Source organism: Micromonospora sp. WMMD1128 (genome assembly GCF_027497235.1).
Classification (GTDB): Bacteria; Actinomycetota; Actinomycetes; order Mycobacteriales; family Micromonosporaceae; genus Micromonospora.
This window is the reverse complement of sequence record NZ_CP114902.1, coordinates 4,356,437-4,371,383: the sequence shown is the minus strand read 5'-3', so window position 1 is coordinate 4,371,383 and position 14,947 is coordinate 4,356,437. Positions and strand designations below refer to the sequence as shown.

At 70.5% G+C, this 14,947-nt stretch carries 11 protein-coding genes; 2 read left to right on the top strand and 9 right to left on the bottom strand.

The window, feature by feature from the left end:
* Window positions 1-3: 3 nt before the first annotated feature.
* From O7602_RS19380 to O7602_RS19365, 4 genes are read right to left on the bottom strand one after another with little or no spacing between them, the layout of a single operon-like run.
* Complete coding sequence (locus O7602_RS19380) at window positions 4-870, bottom strand: carbohydrate ABC transporter permease (protein WP_281584052.1); 867 nt, start codon at window positions 868-870, stop codon at window positions 4-6.
* A 4-nt stretch (window positions 871-874) separates the two neighbouring features.
* Window positions 875-1,753, bottom strand: coding sequence for a sugar ABC transporter permease (locus O7602_RS19375; RefSeq protein ID WP_281584051.1), 879 nt, complete (start codon window positions 1,751-1,753; stop codon window positions 875-877).
* Between the two features lie 5 nt (window positions 1,754-1,758).
* Window positions 1,759-3,123 (bottom strand): extracellular solute-binding protein, encoded by a 1,365-nt coding sequence (locus tag O7602_RS19370; RefSeq protein ID WP_281584050.1) that lies wholly within the window; start codon window positions 3,121-3,123, stop codon window positions 1,759-1,761.
* A gap of 33 nt (window positions 3,124-3,156) precedes the next feature.
* Window positions 3,157-5,553 carry a ricin-type beta-trefoil lectin domain protein gene (locus O7602_RS19365; protein ID WP_281584049.1) on the bottom strand — a complete coding sequence of 799 codons (2,397 nt, stop codon included), beginning with the start codon at window positions 5,551-5,553 and terminating at the stop codon, window positions 3,157-3,159.
* A gap of 179 nt (window positions 5,554-5,732) precedes the next feature.
* Here O7602_RS19365 and O7602_RS19360 point away from each other — a divergent pair, with 179 nt between their 5' ends.
* Window positions 5,733-6,752 carry a LacI family DNA-binding transcriptional regulator gene (locus tag O7602_RS19360; RefSeq protein WP_281584048.1) on the top strand — a complete coding sequence of 340 codons (1,020 nt, stop codon included), beginning with the start codon at window positions 5,733-5,735 and terminating at the stop codon, window positions 6,750-6,752.
* Here the strand turns inward: O7602_RS19360 and O7602_RS19355 are convergent.
* The 4 genes from O7602_RS19355 to O7602_RS19340 form a co-directional block, all read right to left on the bottom strand.
* Complete coding sequence (locus O7602_RS19355; protein WP_281584047.1) at window positions 6,749-8,488, bottom strand: glycogen debranching protein; 1,740 nt, start codon at window positions 8,486-8,488, stop codon at window positions 6,749-6,751. The two genes, O7602_RS19360 and O7602_RS19355, sit on opposite strands and share 4 nt — an antisense overlap.
* 33 nt (window positions 8,489-8,521) lie before the next feature.
* Entirely contained in the window at window positions 8,522-9,283 is a 762-nt protein-coding gene (locus O7602_RS19350; protein ID WP_281590400.1) for a carbohydrate ABC transporter permease, read from the bottom strand.
* Between the two features lie 62 nt (window positions 9,284-9,345).
* Window positions 9,346-10,233, bottom strand: coding sequence for a sugar ABC transporter permease (locus O7602_RS19345; RefSeq protein ID WP_281584046.1), 888 nt, complete (start codon window positions 10,231-10,233; stop codon window positions 9,346-9,348).
* Between the two features lie 4 nt (window positions 10,234-10,237).
* Complete coding sequence (locus tag O7602_RS19340; RefSeq protein WP_281584045.1) at window positions 10,238-11,485, bottom strand: extracellular solute-binding protein; 1,248 nt, start codon at window positions 11,483-11,485, stop codon at window positions 10,238-10,240.
* A 225-nt stretch (window positions 11,486-11,710) separates the two neighbouring features.
* Between O7602_RS19340 and O7602_RS19335 the strand changes: the two genes are divergently transcribed.
* Window positions 11,711-13,477, top strand: a complete 1,767-nt coding sequence (locus O7602_RS19335) for a ricin-type beta-trefoil lectin domain protein (RefSeq protein ID WP_281590399.1) — start codon at window positions 11,711-11,713, stop codon at window positions 13,475-13,477.
* A gap of 60 nt (window positions 13,478-13,537) precedes the next feature.
* On the opposite strand, the gene O7602_RS19330 is transcribed toward O7602_RS19335, so the two are convergent.
* On the bottom strand, window positions 13,538-14,887 hold the full coding sequence (locus O7602_RS19330) for a ricin-type beta-trefoil lectin domain protein (protein ID WP_281584044.1): 1,350 nt from the start codon (window positions 14,885-14,887) through the stop codon (window positions 13,538-13,540).
* Between the last annotated feature and the right edge of the window lie 60 nt (window positions 14,888-14,947).

Here is a 14,947-nt window from a genome sequence, read left to right as displayed (position 1 = left end):
TGGTCAATCCTTGGTGCCGCCCGCCGTCATGCCGGCGACCAGGAAGCGCTGGGCGAATCCGAAGACGACGAGCACCGGCAGCACCGAGACGACGGTGGCCAGGGCGAGCGTCGGCAACTGCACCGACTGGGCCCCGGCGGAACTGGGGTTGAACGCCGGCGTGGAGGCGAGCAGCGAGGTCAGGCCGACCTGGATCGGGTAGCCGTCGCTGGCGGGCAGCATCACGAAGGGCAGGAAGAAGTTGTTCCAGCTCTGCACGAAGCTGAAGAACCCGACGAGCGCCACGATCGGGGTGGCGAGCGGCAACGCGATCCGGGCGAAGACCTGGAACTCGCCGCACCCGTCGATGCGCGCCGCCGCCAGCAGGTCGCGCGGCAGCGCGGTGGAGAAGTAGACGTACGCGAGGTAGACGCCGAACGGGAAGAACGACATCGGCAGGATCACCGACAGCGGGCTGCCGATCAGCCCCACCACGTTGAGTTCGAGGAAGATCGGCAGCACCAGCGCGGTGTTCGGGATCAGCATGACGACGAGCGTCAGCACCAGCAGCAGCCGGCGCAGGCGGAACTCGGTGAGCGCCAGCGCGTACCCGGCCGGGATGCTGACGGCCACAGTGATGACGAGCGCGCTCAGCGCGTACAGGGCCGAGTTGGCGACCCAGGTGGTGACCGCGCCGTCCTGGAACCCGAAGAGCTGGTGCCAGTTGTCGCTCAGGTCGCCGAGGCTACCGGGGCGGAACGGGTCGGTGCCGACGAGATCGCGCGCCGACTTGGTGGTGGCCACCAGCAGCCAGACGATCGGGACGACGAAGAAGAGCACGAAGACCGTGACCACGGCCCCGAGCACCGCCCGGCCGGCGCGTGCCGTCATGGCGTCAGTCCGTTCCGAACAGGCCGCCGCGCACCACGAAGACGGCGGACAGGGCGAGGGCGACGACGAGGAGCAGCAGCGAGATGGCCGCCGCGCCGTTGAAGTCGTTGTGTTGGAAGGCGTACTGGTAGGCCAGTTGGTTGAGCGAGTAGTCGTTCGGCACGACCGCGTTGCTCGCCTGCGAGAGCAGTTGCGGCTCGACGAAGAGCTGGGTGCCGGCGGCGAGCGACATGATGCCCATGTACGAGATCCACTTGCGTAGCAGCGGGAGCTGGACGTGCCAGGCGATCTGGACGGCGTTCGCCCCGTCGATGCGGGCGGCCTCGATCACCTCCGCGCCGATGGTGTTCAACGCGCCGTACATGATGACGACCCACCCGCCCGCGCCGGTCCAGAACGCGATGATCGCGAAGATCGCGGGCAGGTTCCCCGGCACGATGACCTGCACGAAACTGTGGAAGCCGAACAGGCGCAGCAGGCCGCTGACCGGGCTCGCGGTGGGGTCGAGCACGAACAGCCAGAGCAGCACGCTCGACGCGCCGGCCACCGCGCCGGGCAGATAGAAGACGAGCCGGAGGGTGCGGCTGAGCCAGCGCACCCGCACCGCGTGCACGACGACGGCCAGGAACGACACCAGCACGACGAGCGCGGCGAGCCAGATCACCAGGTAGAGCGCGACGTGGGCGACGGCCGGCCCGAACCGGAAGTCGCCGAGCACCCGGGTGAAGTTGTCCAGCCCGGCGAAGCCGCCGGCCCCGGTGGTGAACGCCAGCCAGAGGGCGTAGAGAGCGGGCAGCACGCCGAACGCCAGGGCCAGCGCCGCGTACGCCGCGACGAAGCCGTAGCTCAGCGCGCCGCGCCCTCTCGTGCCGCCGGCCGCCATCGGCGTCACTTGACCGTGTAGCCGTTGACCTGGGCCTGGTTCCTGATCGCCTGCTCCCACTCGGGGAGCAGGTCGGCCACGCGCCGGCCGCTCGCGATCGCCGGGGTGACCGTCTTGGCCCAGATCGCCTCCTGGCTGAAGACGCCGGAGCCCCAGCCGTTCCAGATTATCGCCCCGGCCTCGGTGACCGGCCCGAGGTCGGTGGCGTAGTAACCGCTCGCCTCCTGCTGCTTGATCCACTTCTCGGCGGCCGGCGCGTACGCCGGGTAGCCGGGAGCGAGCGCCACCTGGTAGTCGTCGGCGGTCGTGACGAACTCGACGAACGCCGCCGCCGCCTTCAGGTTGCGGGAGTGGCTGCTGACGAACCAGGTGCCGCCGCCGACGTTGCCGGTGACCGGCTCCTCTCCCCGCCAGGGCAGCGGGGCCGCGACGCCGAGCTGTCCGGCGGGCACGTCGAGGGACTGCGGGTTGTGGAAGATGGCACCGGCGTACCAGGCCGGGCCGGGCAGCATCAGCACCTTGTCCGCGTACGTCTTGACGAACTCGGGGGTGAAGACGCTGATGTTGGGTGCGGTGCGGTTGCGGACCAGCGTGTCGACGAGCGTCGCGGCGCGCCGGCACTCGGTGCTGTCCGTGTGCACCGTCACCGCGTGGGGGCCGGTGATGCCGTTGGCCTGGCACCTGCTGCCCCAGAAGTAGATCTCCGGGGTCCACGGGTCACCGACCGTGCCCACCAGATAGCCGGGGTGCTCGCGTGCCACCCGCTCGCCCAGCGCCTGGTAGTCCTCCCAGGTGGCGGGCAGGGTGTACCCGAAGTCGTCGAGCAGCTTCCGGTTGTACCAGAGCACCACCTGGGCCAGGTCGTTGCGCAGGCAGTACACCTTGCCGTCCACCGTGCACGGATTCAGCGCGCCCGTGGTGAACCCGTCGAGCACGCCGCTCGGGACCAGTCCGCGGTCGAGCACGGCCGCGAACGCCTGCTTGCCGTTGCTCTGCTGGCTGGCCCACGCCGCGTCGTTGTTCTGGGTGGAGAACACGACGTCGGGCCAGCCGCTGCCCGCCCGGTCGAAGAGTTGGATCTTGGTGCGGAACGAGTTGGAGCCGTTGGCCGACCCGTCGTACGACTCCACCTTGAGCGCGACGTCGGGGTGCGCCTTCCGGAACGCGTCGACCGCCTTCGAGCGGTCGGCGTCCACCCAGACCGTGATGGTGGCCTTGTCGTCCTGCGTGACCTGGGGGAAGCCGTAGGCGCCAGGGGAGGACTCGTCCTTGCCGCACCCGGTCAGCGCCAGGACGCCGGCGATCGTCCCCACGACGCCGGCGGCGAGCAGCGACCGGCGGGCGGCGTTGACGCGCGGTACGTGTGCCATGTCGGTGGTCCTTCCCGATCGCTGCCGGCCCGGTCAGCCGCGCAGGCTCCACTGCTGGTTGGCCTGGCCGTTGCAGGTCCAGAGGATCAGCTTGGTGCCGTTCGTGGTGCCGGCGGCGTTGGCGTCCAGGCACAGGCCGGACTGTTGGCCGGTGATGGTGCCGTTGGCGTTGACGTTCCACTGTTGGTTGGCCTGGCCGTTGCAGTCCCAGATGATCACGGCGGTGCCGTTGCTGGTGCCCTGGCCGTTGGCGTCCAGGCACTTGGTCCCGTACACCTGGAGTTGCCGGCCGGCGGTGACGGTGAAGCGTTGGCCGCTGGCGCTGCCGCAGTCCCAGAGCTGCACCTGGGTGCCGTTGGTGGTGGACGAGTTCGGCACGTCCACGCACCGGCCGGACTGCCCGCCGACGATCTGCCGGGCGCCGCCGGTGGGCGGCGGGGTGGTGGGGCCGCCGGTGCCCTGCGGGCCGGCGGAGTTCATCACGCTCTGCGCGCCGGACGGCCAACTGCCGTTGCCGACAGTCGTGTTGCCGTAGACGACGTTGCCCCGGTCGCCGTTGGTGACGTTCGTGCTGCCGTTGGTCGACCAGTTGTTGGTGACCGTCCAGTTGCCCATGTTCTCGCCGCCCCAGTAGTTGGCGGTGGCCCAGGTGCCGGTGTTGGCGAACACGTTGTTGGTGACGGTGTAGTACTTCGAGCCCTCGTCGAAGTAGACGCCGAAGTAGCCGTTGGTGCGCAGGCAGTAGTTCTCACTGATCAGCGCGTTCGGGTCCCACCCCAGGGTGTAGATGCATCCGCCGTCGTTCATCTGCTGCATCACGTCGTGGACGTAGTTGCCGACCACCCGGTTGTTGGACGCGGTCGTCGGCGTGCTGTAGCGCGGCTGGTAGTTGTAGAGGCCGCGGTTGGCGTACTCGTTGTTGCCGCCGGCGTCGTTCGATCCCCAGCCGTACCCGATGGTGATGCCCGAGTAGGGCAGGTTGTAGATCTCGTTGTGGCTGATCGTGGCGTTGGTGACGTAGGTGGGCAGCACCGAGCTGATGCCCCGGTAGTCGAGGCCGAGGTCGTGGATCCGGTTGTTGCTGACGGTGATGTCCCGGTTGGTCATCCGGGTGTCGCTCGGGTGGTGGGCGTCAGCGCGCACGCCGCCGATGACGAAGCCGCCGGCGGCGTTCCGGGCGATCTCGGAGCGGGTGACGGTGATGTTGCTGGCGCCCAGGCCCACGCCGGTGCCGTGCGCGTTGGCGTCGTTGCCGATGCCGACGGCCGTCTGTCCCAGGTTGACGAACTGGGAGTCGCTGAACGTGATGGTGTTGGCGGCCGAGACCTGCACCGCGGCGGGCATCTGGAACCAGTTCGGCCGGGCCGCCTCGAACTGCTGGCAGCCGGAGGTGCAGGAGCCGAACCCGGGCCACGACCAGTTGCCGGCGATGTACGAGCCGGTCTGCTGGTCGACCCAACCCTGGTTGCTGCTGGGGCCCAGCCAACTGGTGCCGGTGAAGGTGATGCCGCTGAACGCGATGTGGTGCGCCGGGTTGGCGTAGCTGCCGCCGACCTGGACCAGGGACTGCACCACCGGGAACTCGACGTCGACGTTCGACATGTTCTGGCCGGAGCGCGGGATGTAGTAGAGCGTGCCGGTGCCGGTGTTGACGTACCACTCACCCGGCGAGTCGAGGAACTCGTACGCGTTCACCAGGTAGAAGGGCCCGGCCCGGAACGGGTTCATCAGGGTGTCGTAGCCGAAGTTGTTGTTGTTCCACGCCGGCTGCGCCATGGTGAGCATGCCGCCGCTGATGCTCTGCACCGGCGAGTAGCGGTCGGTGAACGAGTTGACGCCCTCGACCTCGACCCGGTTGGCGTTGGCGACGTTGTTCAGGTAGTTCAGGTTGCCGTTGGTGATCCGCAGCCCGCTGGCCGAGGCGCTGAAGTCCGACCGGTTCACCTGCGTACGGGCCCGGGTGGCGACCTGGCCGTCGACGTAGAGCTGCCGGGTGTCCTGCCCGGCGCCGACGGTGGCCTTCCAGATGTTGCGGCCGGAATCGGCGACGGACCAGCCGGTCACCTGCTTCGCCCCGCTGATCACCGGGTGCGCGCCGGACGCGGCCTGCCAGCGCACGGTGTGGCCGTTCGTCCCGGAGTCGGCCGCGCCGAACGTCAGCGGCGAGGTCACCCGGTAGACGCCGTCGGCGAGCTGCACCACGATGTCGTCGGACATGCCGCCGGTCATCGTGCGCACCGTGGCCTGGGCCGCGGACAACGCGCAGGGTTGTGCCGCGGAGCAGGCGCTGCCGGTGCCGCCGGGGGCCGCGTACAGCGTGGTGACGGCGGCCGACGCGGACGAGGCGAAGGCCGCCACCGCGATGCCGGCGGCCACCGTCGCCAGCGCGAGGCCGGCCGCGGCGGACCGTCGCAGGGCGAATGGTTTCACGGGGACCTCCCCGGTCGAGGGGACATAGGTATGACGTCTGATGTTAAGCATCGATGTCGGACCGGTCAATATAGAGATACGTCTATAATGTGCGGGCCCGCGCGTTGACAGGTGTCACCGCCCCGACCTAGGGTCTGCGCACCAGGTGAACCGATTCGACGACCGTTGCCGGGAGCGGGATGAACATCGGTGAGATCGCCCGGCGGGCCGGGGTGTCCCGCAGCACCGTGTCGTACGTGCTGAGCGGCAAGCGGCCGGTCTCGGCGGCCACCCGGCAGCGCATCCAGGCCGTCATCGACGAGCTGGACTACCGCCCGAACGCCAGCGCGCGTGCCCTCAAGGAGGGCCGGACCCGCACCCTCGGCCTGGTCATCCCACCCGCCAGCCAGCGCCTCACCGACATGCAACTCGGCTTCGTCGCAAGCGTGGTCGAGGCCGCCGCCCGGGCCGACCTCGACGTGTTGCTGTCGCCCTCCGGCGGCGACCACGACCGGTCGTTCGAACGGATCGTCACCGGCCGCCGCGTCGACGGGGTGGTCCTGATGGAGATCCGGTTGACCGACGAGCGGGTGACCCGGCTGGAGCAGACCGGCCTGCCGTTCGTGACCATCGGCCGCACCGCCCAGCCGCACGGGATGAGCTGGGTGGACGTGGACTACGCCGGCCTCATCGCAAGCTGCGTGCACCACCTGGCGGACCTGGGGCACCGCACCGTCGCCCTGGTCAACCGGTCGGCCGAACTCGTCGCCGCGGGCTACGGCCCGGGCAGCCGGGCGCTCACCGGCTTCACCACGGCGACCCGGGAACGCGGCCTGGTCGGCATCGACGTCTGTTGCGGCGACGACGTCACCGCCGGCGAGGCGTGCGTCGAGGAACTGCTGGCGAGCCATCCCGACGTCACCGCCGTGGCCACCGTGAACGAGGCGGCCCTGCCCGGCATGCAGCGGGCGCTGGAGACGGCCGGGCTCGTGGTGCCGCGCGACTTCTCCCTCACCGGGGTCGCCGCCCGGCACTGGGCGGAGAACTTCCGCCCGCCGCTCACCGCGGCGGACGTGCCGATCGTCGACATGGGCGCGGCGGCCGTGTCGCTCCTGCTGGAGCGGATCGCCGCGCCCGAGACCGCGCCCCGGCACCGGCTCTACCGCCCGCCGATCTCGCTGCGTGCCAGCACCGGCCCGCTGCCCCGGACCGTCCGCTAACCGCCGGCCCGCCGCCGCCGGTCGTCGCCGGCCAGCAGGAGATAGCCGCTCGCGGTCCAGGTGTACGCGCGGTCCCGCAGGCCCGCGCCGGTCTTGGCGTCGAAGTTCTCGGCGAAGCCGGACCGCTCGCACAGCACCCGGAACCGCCGGCTGATCTCGTCGGCGAGCGCGGTGTGCCCGGCCCGGCGCAACCCGTCCTCGATCAGCACGGTGGCCGGGGCCCAGATCGGGCCGCGCCAGTAGCCGTCGGCGGCGTGGTACGGCGAGTCGAGCGGCTCGGTGGCCAGCCCGTGCTCGGTGAGATGGCTCTCGACGCGGCGGGCGAGGACGGCGGCGACAGCGGCCGGAAGCGCCTCGCCGAGCACGACCGGCATCAGGTCGAGCAGGCTGCTCCCGGCCCGGTTGCTCCCGGCCCGGTTGCTCCCGGCCCGGTTGCTCCCGGCCCCGGGGGCCCGCGCGGTGAACCGCTCGCCGGTCCACAGCTCACCCAGCAGCGCCTCGCGGACCTCGCCGGCGACGCCCGCCCACCGCGCCGCCTCCGCCGGGCGCTCCAGCTCGTCGGCCAGCTCCGCCAGGCACCCCAGCTGGATCGCCAGGAAAGCGGCGAGGTCCGGCGTCTCGATCACCCGGTCGTCGTCGAACGTGGTGGCGTTGTCCCAGCCGCTGTCGTTGCCGTGCTGGTAGTGCGGCAGGCATCGACCGGGCGCCCGCCGGTGGTCCAGCCAGAACGTGGTCCACCGGGCCAGCCGCTCGTAGACCTCGACCAGGTCGTCGCGCGACGGCGACCGGCCCGACCGCTGACGCAGCCGCCGCAACGCCCAGCCGTGGATCGGTGGCTTGACGAAGTTGTGCAGGATCTCCGAGTGCGTCACCGAGTCGGGCAGCGCACCGGCGTCGTCCATGTGGTCGAACGGCAGGTGGAACTGGTGCCAGGCGAGGTCGGCGTCGCCGTCCGCGAGGGCCAGCGCGTTGAAGCAGTGGTCCCAGCTCCACACCTTGTTCATCCAGTGCTTCGACATCAGGACGGCAGGCCGGGTGACGAAGCCGGCCGCACCCACCGTGGCCGACCACAACACGTACCCGGCCAGCTCGGCGGCCGGGGTCTCCGCGTCGCGCCACGGCGCGACCGCCTCGACGAACGCCGCGAAGTCGGCGTGGCCGGCGTCGACCAGGTCGTCGAAGTCGGCGGTGTCCGGGTACGGCCGGCGGGCCGTCGCGTACTCCTCGATCGCGACCTCCCACGGCCGGTCGGCGGGCAGGAGCAGGCCCCGGTCGGCGGTGCCGAGGGCCTGCGCCCCGACCGTCTCGGCGGTGCCGGCGAGCACGGTGACCCGGTAGCGGCGGCCGGTCTCGTACGAGGTGAACACGGCCGAGGAGTCCGTCGGGTCGTCGTACAGGTAGGTCCCGCTGAACGGGGTGAGGGTGGCCGCGGCGGCGGTGATCCGCAGCCCGGCCCCCCGCCCGCGCAGCCGGAGCGTGTCCGGGCCCGCGTAGGTCAGCTCGACCCGGCCGACCCGGTCGTGCCAGCTCAGCAGCGCCGGCCGGGCCGTCACCGTGGCGTCGGCCGGCGCGCTGAACCGCAGCACCGGGTGCATGCCGTTGCGGTGCGAGACGAGGTGCAGATCGTCGGCGTAGGTGTTCTCGGCGACCACGGGGGAGACGCTCAGCCAGGACCCGCGGTGGCTGAACGGAATCTCCCGGACGGAGAACGCCGGACCGGAGGGGGCAACGGTCATCTGCGCTGGCTGCCTTTCTGGGGTACGGATGGCTCAGTCCTTGACGGCGCCCGCTGTCACGCCCGCGGCGACGTACCGCTGGGCCACGATCAGCAGGACGGTGGCGGGGACGGAGGCGACCACTGCGGTGGCCATGATGGCGTTCCACTGCTGGTTGTTGTTGCCGATGTAGCGGTAGATGCCGAGCGTGATCGGCCGGGCCGCGCCCCCGGCGTCGAGCGTGGACGCGAAGAGGAAGTCCGACCAGGCCCAGAGGAAGGCGAACAGCGACACGGTGATGACCGAACCCCGGCTCAGCGGCAGCACCACCGACCAGAACGTCCGCCACCGGCCGGCGCCGTCCACCACCGCGGCGTGCAGCACCTCGTCCGGGATGCCGGACATGAACGCCGCGAAGATCAACACTCCGAAGGGCACGGCGATGGTGGAGTCGGCGAGCACCAGGCCGGCGGCCGAGTTGAGCACCCCGAGGCGGAGATAGATGGCGTAGAACCCCATCGCCATGATGATCCCGGGGATCATCTGCGCGATCAGCAGTACGAAGCTGAGCACGCCGCCGCCGGCCGGGCGCAACTTCGCCAGGGCGTAGCCGGCCGGCGCGGCGAGGGCCACGGTCAGCGCCACCGTGCCGAGCCCGACGAGCAGGCTGGTGCCGAGGTACGGCAACTGCTCCCGCAGCACCACCCGGTAACCCTCGACGGTGCCGTCGACGGGGAACAGGTGCGGCGGGTCGGCCCGCAGGTCGCCGTCGCGGGTGAACGAGACGTTGACCATCCAGTAGACCGGGAACAGCATCAGCGCGGTGAACACCAGCCCGAGGCCGGTCCGCCACCAGGCGGTACGCGCGGGTCTTCTCGTCACCACCGTTGCCTCCGTTGCGCTCGGGCGTAGCTCAACGCGAAGATGAGGGCGACCACGATCAGCAGGTTGCCGACGGCCGCGCCCGGCCCGAACTCCGGCAGCAGGCTGCCGAAACCGAGCCGGTAGGACCAGGTGGCGAACGTGGTGGACGAGTCGGTCGGCCCGCCCCTGGTCATGATCCAGATGAGGTCGAAGACCTTCAGCGTGTAGATCAGCCCGAGCAGCAGCGTGATCGCCGACACCGGCCGCAGCAACGGGAACGTGATCCGCCAGAACCGTTGCGGACCGCTCGCCCCGTCCAGCGCCGCGGCCTCGTACACCTCCGGCGGGACGGCCTGGAGACCGCTGTAGAGGACGACCAGGTTGAACGGGATGCCGATCCAGATGTTCGCGACGATCACCGAGACCAGCGACCACCGCGGCGAGGTCAACCAGTTGACCGGGTCGAGGCCCACCGCGCCGAGCGCCGCGTTGACCACGCCGGCATCGCTGTTGAGCATCCACGACCAGGTGGAGGCCGAGACGATCAGCGGCAGCAGCCAGGGTACGAGGAACAGCGCCCGCAGCGTCGCCGACAGCGGGAAGTGCCGGTGGAAGAAGACCGCGAGCGCCAGCCCGAGGGCGAACTGGAACAGCAGCGACACCGCCGTGAAGACCGCCGTGTGCACGAGCGCCGGCAGAAAGGTCGGATGGGTCACCACGTCCCGGTAGTTGTCCAGCCCGGCGAACGGGGCGTCGCCGGAGACGAACGAGCGGACTGTGTAGCGCCGCAGGCTCAGCTCGACGTTCCGGTAGAGCGGATAGGCGTAGAAGACCAGCAGGTAGACCGTCACCGGGGCGAGGAACGCCCACGCCGTCCACCGGTCGGTGCGGTTTCGGCTCATGGATCTACTTGGTGGCGGCTGCGCCCTGGGCGGCGGACAGGGCCGCCTGCGGCGTCTTCGCGCCGCTGAGCGCGCCCTGCACGGCGGTCCACAACTGCTCGGAGATCTTCGGGTACCGCGTGCCGAGGTTGTCGCCGGTGCGACCCTTGGCGGCGTTGACCGCGTCGACCCACACCTTCAGCTCCGGGTCGGCCGCGACCTGCTTCTCCTGCACCGCCGCCACCGGCGCGACGTACGACAGCGTGGTGTCGGTGGTCAGCAGGTTCTCCGGGTTGGTCAGGCAGGTCACCAGCTTCCGCGCGACCTCGTACCGGCCGGTGTCGCGCTGCACGGGGATGGAGACGAACTCGCCGCCGGTCGGGGCCGGGGCGGTGCCACCGCCACTCGCCGGCACCGGGATGATCCCGTACTCGAAGTCGAGCTTCTCGGCGTTGGCCCGCTGCCAGGTGCCGTTCTCGGCGAACGCGTAGTCGCCGCCGGCGAACTCCTGCCAGCTGGTGGTCTGGGTGTTGTTGATGACGGAGTTCGGCGCGTACCCCCGGGTCAGCCAGTCGGACCACAGCGTCAGCGCGGAGATGGCCGGCGGCGAGTCCAGCGCGGTCAGTTGGGCGCCCGCGCCCCAGAACCAGGGCAGGAACTGGAAGCTGCCCTCCTCGGTGCCGATCGCCGAGAACGTGATGCCCTTCTTGCCGGCGCCCTTCACCTTCGCCAGCGCAGCGGTCAGCGACGGCCAGTCCCGGACCGACGCGACGTCCACCCCGGCCTTGCCCAGCAGGTCCTTGTTGTACCAGAGGGCGAGCGTGTTCGCCCCGATCGGGACGCCGTACGTCCGGCCGTCGAGCTGGCCGGCGCCGAGCAGGTTGGGCGCCGAGGCGGAGGTGTCGAGCTTCGTCTCGTCCGCCGAGGTGAGCGCGCCGGCCTGGGCGAGCGTGGAGATGACCGGATTGTCGATGATCAGCACGTCGGGGGAGTTGCCCTGCTGGGCCGCGAGCAGCGCCTTGTTCGTCAGGTCGGTGGTGTCGTAGCCGGTGCGTCGCACCGGCACGCCCGCGGAGCTGCCGCAGGTGTCGAGCAGCTTCTCCCAGTCGGATCCGCCGGCGAACTGCGGGTACGGGTCCCAGACGGTGTACGCGGCGCCGCCGGCCCCGCCTTCCGGGGTGTCGTTCGCGGAGCAGCCGGTGACGGTGCCGGCGACCGTGAGGGCGGTCAGGGCGGCGCCGGCCACGCCCCGCCGCCAGGCGGATGTCGTCATGGTGTGGCCCCTCTCGGGCAGCGAAACGGCGAATCGGTTCGACCGAAGATAAGCCGGTCGATGTATGCGGTCAAGGTGCTCGATCGCCTCTGGGCGAAACTGGTTCGCCACAGGCTGGTCATGGCGTTGACATCCATAGACGTCGACGCCTAGGCTGCCCGGCGAATCGATTCGCTAGGACGTCCTCCGCAGCCCCACCACACTGCCGAAGGAGTCGCAGTGAACATCCCCCACGCCCGGGCACCCCGGATCCGCGGCCTCGCCGCCCGGATCACGGCCGGTACCCTCGCCGTCGCCTGCTCGCTGGCGGTCGCCGCGTCCCCGGCACGGGCCGCCGACGAGTCGCTCACCGTCAACTTCTCCGCCTCCCTGGGTACGCCGACGTACCGCGGATCGGGGTGGATCTACGGGATGACCGAGAACGGCCAGAACCCGCCGGACAGCTACTTCCGGGACGTGAAGTTCCGGGCCATGCGCGCCGGCGGCGCCCAACTACCCGGCCAGGGCTGGGTCGGCGGCGGCTACGACCGACGCTGGAACGCCACCGTCGCCCAAGCCCGCCGCACCGCCGCCCTCGGCGGCACGTTCGTGCTGCTCGACCACGACCTCTGGGGCGCCGACGGCGCCTCGATCAGCCGCTTCCCCGGCGACAACGGTGACTGGAGCGACTACGACCGCTTCCTGGACCGGCTCTTCTCCGACGTCCGTTCGGCCGGGATCACCGTGCAGTGGGACATCTGGAACGAGCCGAACATCAGCCTGTTCTGGAACCGGCCCCAGTCGCAGTACTTCGAACTGTGGCGACGCACCTACCAGCGGATCCGGTCGGCGTTCCCGGGCATGCTCATCGTCGGGCCGAGCTGCGCCTGCGTACCGTCCACGAGCGGCTGGTGGACCCAGTACCTGGACTACGTCAAGGCCAACAACGTGGTGCCGGACATCTTCAGCTGGCACTCGCTGCCCGGCGACCCGGTGTCGAACGTGGCCACCGCCAACCAGACGCTCGACTCGCGGGGCATCGCCCACCCGCGACCGCACCAGATCAACGAGTACGGCGCGTCCAACGAGCAGAACCCGGCCGCTGGGGCGTGGTACCTGGCCCGGCTGGAACGCGCCGGCGCGGACGGGCTGCGGGCCAACTGGGCCGGCGGCCAGAACCTGCACAACGACCTGGGCAACCTGCTCACCCACAACTCCAGCGGGCAGTATCAGCCCAAGGGCGAGTGGTGGGCGTACCAGTACTACGGCTCGATGACCGGCCAGATCGCCTCCGTCACCCCGAGCGCCTCCTACGACGCGTTCGCCACCCGCGACACCGGCTCGGCGAAGATCCTCATCGGCGGCCACCGCACCACCGGCAACGTCGCGGTCAACATCCAGCGCCTGGACGCGACAAGCGGCATCGTGGTCAACAACCAGGTCCGGGTGGTGGTGCAGAACATCCCGTACAACAACGGCGGCGCGGTGTCCGGGCCGGTCACGGTGCGGGACACCGTGGTGACGCTGTCGAACAACGGCACCACGGTCAACGTGTCGCACTCGGCCATCAGCGACACGTCCACAGTCACCCTGCTGCCGCCCGGTGGCGGAGGGCCGACGAACCAGAACGTCCAGATCGTCGGCGGCCAGTCCGGCCGGTGCGCGGACGTGCCCGGCGCCACCACCACGAACGGCAGCCAGATCCAGCTCTGGGACTGCCACGGCAACGCCAACCAGCGGTTCAGCTACACGTCGGGCAAGCAGCTCACGGTGTACGGCAACAAGTGCCTGGACGCCTCCGGCCAGGGCACCGCGAACGGCACCCCGGTGGTCATCTGGGACTGCAACGGCCAGTCCAACCAGCAGTGGAACCTGAACGCCGACGGCACCATCACCGGCGTGCAGTCCAACCTGTGCCTGGATGCCAGCGCCTTCGGCACCACCAACGGCACCAAGATCCAGCTCTGGCAGTGCCTGAACGGCGCCAACCAACGCTGGACCCTCCGCCCCTGAGATGCAAGGCGGGGCCCCTTCTTAACGCCTGCGGTATGGGAAGGGGCCCCGCTTAACACCTCAGCGCCAGCTCCACCTCTGGTTGGCCTGGCCGTTGCAGGACCACAGGATGAGCCTCGTGCCGTTCGCGGTGCCGGCGGCGTTGGCGTCGAGGCAGAGCCCGGACTGCACACCGGTGACGGTGCCGTTGGCGTTGACGTTCCACTGCTGGTTGGCCTGGCCGTTGCAGCCCCACACGATGACCGCCGTGCCGTTGCTGGTGCCCGCCCCGTTCGCGTCCAGGCACAGGTTGCCGGCCAGTTGCAGTTGGCGGCCGGCGCCGGCGGTCCAGAGCTGACCGGACTGCCCGGCGCAGTCCTGCAACTGCACCTGCGTACCCGAGGTCTGGGTCGGTGCGGTCACGCAGCGGCCGGACTGTTCGCCGGCGAGCTGCCGCCCGGTGGTGGGCGACGGGCTGGTCGGTGGCGTGGTCGGCGGGTTCGTCGGGGTGGTGCCGTCGAACTGCGTGAAGAACCGCCACACCACGGCCTGCGTCCACGACCGCTCGCCCGGCGCGAACGGGTCGGCGGTGCCGTCCACCGCGTTCGGGGCGTGCGGCCCGTCGAAGGCGCCCCAGGCGACCGGGTAGCCCGCCCGGCAACCCGAGTAGTAGGTGACCACGTGGGTCAGGCTGCCCTGCGCCGGCTCCGGCGGATTCTGCGGGGTGCAGCCGTTGTTGCGGACGAACTGGTCGCGCAGCGCGCGGCCCGCCGAAATCGGCAGCGTGCCGTCACGCAGACCATGGATCCCGAGGTACGCGATGGGCTGGGTGCCGCCGTTGCACCCGCTGAGGTTCGCGCCCGAATAGACCGCTACCGCGCGGAATACGTTCGCCCGGGCACAGGCGATGGCGTAGCTCATGCCGCCGCCGTAGCTGAAGCCCATCGCGTACAACTGGGTGGTGTCCACGCACAGGCCGGCCTCGAACGTGCGGACCATGTCGTCGACGAACGTCAGGTCCTGGCCGTTCGGGTTGGCCCAGCCGTTGCCGTTGCCCTGCGGTGCGACGAAGATCGCGCTGTTGTTCGACAGCGCCCGGACCCCGTAGTAGGACCACGGGTATCCGCTGGTCCCGCCCGAGTCGACGTCGCCCGCGGTGCCGCCGTTCCAGTGGAAGCCGAAGATCAGCCGGTATGGGTGGTTGTTGTCGTAGTTGTCGGGGATTCGCAGGATGTACGAACGGTTCTGGCCGCCGCTGGAGATCGTGTGCGAGCCGCTCGTCAGCGCCGGCGCCCTGCCGCAGCCGGCGGTCGCCGCCAGCGGGCTGACGCCGGCGGCATCCTGACCGGCGGCGAACGCGACGCCGCCCATGGCGAGGACGAGTCCCGCCACTCCCGCGACGACGCCGACGATGAGCCGATGTCTCGGCATGGCGTCCTCCTTCCTTCGAGTGGTTAAGCGGGGCCCCTTCCTATACCGGAGGCGTTAAGA